Raw genomic sequence first — 3,821 nt, 5'->3', positions numbered from 1 at the left:
GGGCCACCTCATGATCATCTGGCTTAGACACCACAATGATCACGAAGCCCGTGCCTGCTCTGCTATGCGCCCCAACCGGTCACAACCCGACCAGCCGCACGACCCCGGAACTTGCAACCGCCCTGCCATGGCCTCGGGCACGCGCAGGACCTGTCTGAGGTGGTCGGCGCGCTGAGCTCCTGAATTCGGGGGGCCAAGGTGCGCGAGCTCGTCACGCAGGGGGCCTTCCTGAGGACGTGGGAGCTGGCCCAGGCCCACAACCGCGGTGAGGCGTGCCGGCCTGGCGGCAGATGATGCGTGAGTCCGCCGCGCACAGGCAGGGCGCCGATTGGCAGGCTCTCATCGAAGCCGCCTTCGAACAGCCGCGGCTGCGGGTCCTGTCGCCAAGAAGGCGATGTTCTGGCTGACGTTCAGCCGCCGGTCTTTACAGCTCGGGTCCTTCCGCCCACCACAAGTGTTCTTCGGGTGACTCGCTGCCCTCATCCAAGGACGCTGCCTCGTAAGGCGCGGAGTTGATTTGGTGGGTAGGAGTGACGACGAGTTCGGGGACGGCGGCGGAGTAGGTAGTGGTGGTCGCGCAGGACCGGCACAGGTCGGCCAAGCGCCAGACGCTACCCGCCTGGTTGCGAGTGAGGATGAGCAGGATCGGTCCGTCACAGCCTCGTTGCCGGGGGTGCCAGGGGCAGTTTTGGGCGCCGCATTGGCAGGTCCTTAGGTAGGGGGCTAGCGGGCTGTTGCGGGCGTGCTGGGCCAGATGGGCCAGCACGGCGGTGTGCGCACCTGCCCCGGCTGGGAGGGAGCTGGTCCCACATTGCGGGCAGGTCAGCACCAGGCCGTGATGGGTGGTGCGGAGCTGCACCGTCCAGCACCGGGCCGGCTGCCGGGTGGTGGCAGGCCCCATCGGGCGTCACCCTCCTTGCTACCGGTCCTGGGCATGGACCGGGCCATTTTTGGTGGCCCGGATGGGCCGCGGCGGCACACGGTAGTGCAGACCCCTGCCCTCTCGGTGCGCGGTCGAAAGGGAGAAATAGGGCAGAGATCTGCACTGACAGGGCAGGGGTCTGCACCTTCGGATGGACGGGTGACGATCTCCCCGCCCGACCCCAACCTCGGAGCTCTCCGCCTGGAGCTGTCTCGGCTGCGGGCCGCACGCGGATGGACCTACGACGAGTTGGCCGCCCGCACCGGCCTGGCCCGACGCACCCTCATCGAAATCGAGCAGGGTCGCACCATTGGCAGTCTCAAGACCTGGCACGCCCTCGCTCATGCCCTGGGCGCCCCACTCGACCAGCTTTTGGGAACCCTCTGCCTGGGTCACGAAGCGCCCGCCCCACCAACCGTCTGATGCCCCTCGGCGAAAGCAGAGACCCCGCCCTTGGGTCCAGCCACCACCACCCGAACCGGTACTAGACAACGAACGTCTGAACCATTGAACGAACTCGCGTACGGGGAATGCCGCCTCCTGGGGGACAGCCACGGCTTCGGTGCCCCAGTGACGGCGTGTCGCCTGCGACATTCACCGCATGCGCGCCATCAACAACCCCGCCGCTGACGACTTCGCCTGGGAAGGCATCCCGAAGAACCGCCGCCCCCCGCGAGCCCTGCGCGTCAGTCCCGACAGCCCCACTAGGCTCCTGCGTTCCGGCCAGAGCGGTAGCTGCACCGATTGCGGTAACCGCGTCGAGTGGTACTACCGCGACGACGACCGCGCCGTCCCGCTGCACCCCGGCGAACTGCCGACCCGCTTGGTACCGGAGGACCTGCGTTGGCACGTTCAGTCTGGGGTGGCCCGCCCGACGCAGGATGGTTCGCCCTGGTGCCGGGTGCACCACCGCGCGCTCTGCCCCGCGACCCTCGACCCGGGCGTCTCGGGTGTGCAGGAGGTGCGGAGGGGCCTTGCTCTGAACACCCGCCGCCTCCTGGACACCGGCCGATTCACCCCTCGCCACGAATCGTCCGCCACCGACGCGACTCAGGCATCTTCCCATCGCCCCGCAGTTCAACTCCTCCACCTTCTATACATCGCCCCCGCTCCCATCGAGCAGATCACATGCGTGGCCCAGACCCGCGCACGTCACCGCTGCCCCCACCCCCTGCTTGCACCACTGACCACGCCGGGTACCTGGAACCTCATCCCCACACCCGCGACTTCCGGCCATCTGATCGCCCCGAGCACCCCCACAGTGATGGCCGCCTACGACCTCAACCTGCTGCCCTACGCGGAACAACTGCGCTGGCGCACCCAGCGCTGTCCTGCACACGCCGCGACTCCCTTCGCCGCAGACATTGTCCTGACCGGTTGGGAGCCCTTCGATACCTTCCTGCACCACCGGCACATCCAACCCCACCTCCCTGACGCATTTCTGCACCCCTGACAGGCCCGAGGCAGCCGTGACCTGCCGGAACCTGCGACACAGCATCCGCCGCCAACGTGACAGTGCGCAGCCGGACGCCGCGCCGCCCGCAAGCCGGCGCCGACACCGCCGTCGGCGCTGCGCCGTCAGGATGCCTACCGGCGGACCCCTGCCACCGACACAAGACCACGAGCCCAACCACCACCTTCCAGCCCTCACAGGAGCATGCCGTGCTGAGCCCCACCGACGAACAGACCACAGCCGCCGACCTGTTCCACGCCGGTGACCACCTTGCTCTGCAGGCGGGCGCCGGCACCGGTAAGACCAGTACTCTTTTGCTCCTCGCCTCCGGCACCCAACGCCGCGGCCGCTACATCGCCTTCAACAAAGCCATCGCCCTTGACGCCGCCACCCGCTTCCCCCGCACGGTGATCTGCAAGACCGCACATGCCCTGGCCTATGCCGCCATCGGCCACCGCTACGCCCAGCGCCTGAACGCCCCCCGTCAGGCGGGCTGGCGGACCGGGGCAGCTCTGGGCCTGACCCAGAGCGTGCGGATCGGCGAACGGGAGATCACGGCCAGGGCGCTGTCCCACACAGTGCTCCACGCCGTGTCTCGGTACTGCCACTCCGCCGACCGAACCCTGGCCGCCCATCACATCCCACCCCTGCGCGGCCTGGAGGACAAGGATCTGCACCTGCAGCTCACCGAGCTTGTCCTGCCCTTCGCCCGCAAAGCCTGGGCCGACCTGCAGCACCCCGAGGAAGGCGTGGTGCGCTTCGACCATGATCACTATCTGAAGCTGTGGGCACTGTCTGACCCGACCATCGACGCCGACTACCTACTCCTCGACGAAGCTCAGGACACTAACCCCGTCCTAGAACAGGTCTTCTGCGCCCAGCGCGGCCATGCCCAGCTCGTCGTGGTCGGCGACTCGGCCCAGGCCATCTACGGCTGGCGTGGTGCCCGCGACATCATGACCGGCTTCAACGGAACCACCCTGACCTTGTCGCGGTCCTTCCGCTTCGGCCCCCTCCTGGCCGACGAGGCCAACCGATGGCTGGCAATCGCCCACGCCCCGATCCGTCTGACAGGAACCGAGGCGATCCTCACCGAGCTCGGCGAGGTCCATGACCCCGATGCAGTGCTTTGCCGCACCAACATCGGCGCCATGACCGAGGTCATGACGCACCTCGCTGCAGGCCGAACCGTGGCCCTTGCGGGCGGAGGCCAGAGCCTGCGCGCCCTGGCCTCCGCCGCCCAGGATCTCAAGGACGGCCGCCGGACCTCGCACTCGGAACTCGTGCTCTTTTCCACCTGGGGCGAACTGCAGGAATACGTGTCGGGGTACACGTGAACGTCCCCAGCCTCGTACGGATGAAAAGGGACAGTTGCTGATGCGGTGAGACATGCTGCTCGGCACTCTGATGCTTGGTCGATTCGGGCGGCGGAGGGGGCTGGCAGTG

Annotated in this window: 4 protein-coding genes and 1 pseudogene; 4 read left to right on the top strand and 1 reads right to left on the bottom strand. The window is 67.9% G+C overall.

Going from position 1 to position 3,821, the window contains the following annotated elements:
- Positions 1–290: 290 nt before the first annotated feature.
- A complete protein-coding gene (locus O3W51_RS49210; protein WP_443048431.1) occupies positions 291–407 on the top strand; it encodes a hypothetical protein in 117 nt (38 codons plus the stop codon).
- A 17-nt stretch (positions 408–424) separates the two neighbouring features.
- Here the strand turns inward: O3W51_RS49210 and O3W51_RS47490 are convergent, their stop codons facing one another.
- Positions 425–601 carry a hypothetical protein gene (locus O3W51_RS47490; protein ID WP_269290275.1) on the bottom strand — a complete coding sequence of 59 codons (177 nt, stop codon included), beginning with the start codon at positions 599–601 and terminating at the stop codon, positions 425–427.
- 480 nt (positions 602–1,081) lie between these two features.
- On the opposite strand from O3W51_RS47490, the gene O3W51_RS47485 reads away from it, so the two are divergent.
- The 3 genes and pseudogenes from O3W51_RS47485 to O3W51_RS47475 form a co-directional block, all read left to right on the top strand.
- Positions 1,082–1,345: a helix-turn-helix transcriptional regulator gene (locus O3W51_RS47485; RefSeq protein WP_269290273.1), complete on the top strand. Its 264-nt coding sequence runs from the start codon at positions 1,082–1,084 to the stop codon at positions 1,343–1,345.
- 178 nt (positions 1,346–1,523) lie between these two features.
- Entirely contained in the window at positions 1,524–2,375 is an 852-nt protein-coding gene (locus O3W51_RS47480) for a DUF6083 domain-containing protein (RefSeq protein ID WP_269290271.1), read from the top strand.
- Between the two features lie 212 nt (positions 2,376–2,587).
- Positions 2,588–3,700: pseudogene (locus tag O3W51_RS47475) on the top strand (UvrD-helicase domain-containing protein); the annotation flags it as partial.
- Between the last annotated feature and the right edge of the window lie 121 nt (positions 3,701–3,821).

The organism is Streptomyces sp. H39-C1, assembly GCF_027158125.1.
Classification (GTDB): Bacteria; Actinomycetota; Actinomycetes; order Streptomycetales; family Streptomycetaceae; genus Actinacidiphila; species Actinacidiphila fildesensis.
Note: the sequence above shows the minus strand (reverse complement) of the source record. Positions and strands in the feature narration are given on the sequence as shown.

Excerpts from the sequence above, each read along its gene's own strand:
- O3W51_RS49210 (WP_443048431.1), top strand. The coding sequence starts at position 291 with ATGATGCGTGAGTCCGCCGCGCACAGGCAGGGCGCCGATTGGCAGGCT.
- O3W51_RS47480 (WP_269290271.1), top strand. The coding sequence starts at position 1,524 with ATGCGCGCCATCAACAACCCCGCCGCTGACGACTTCGCCTGGGAAGGC.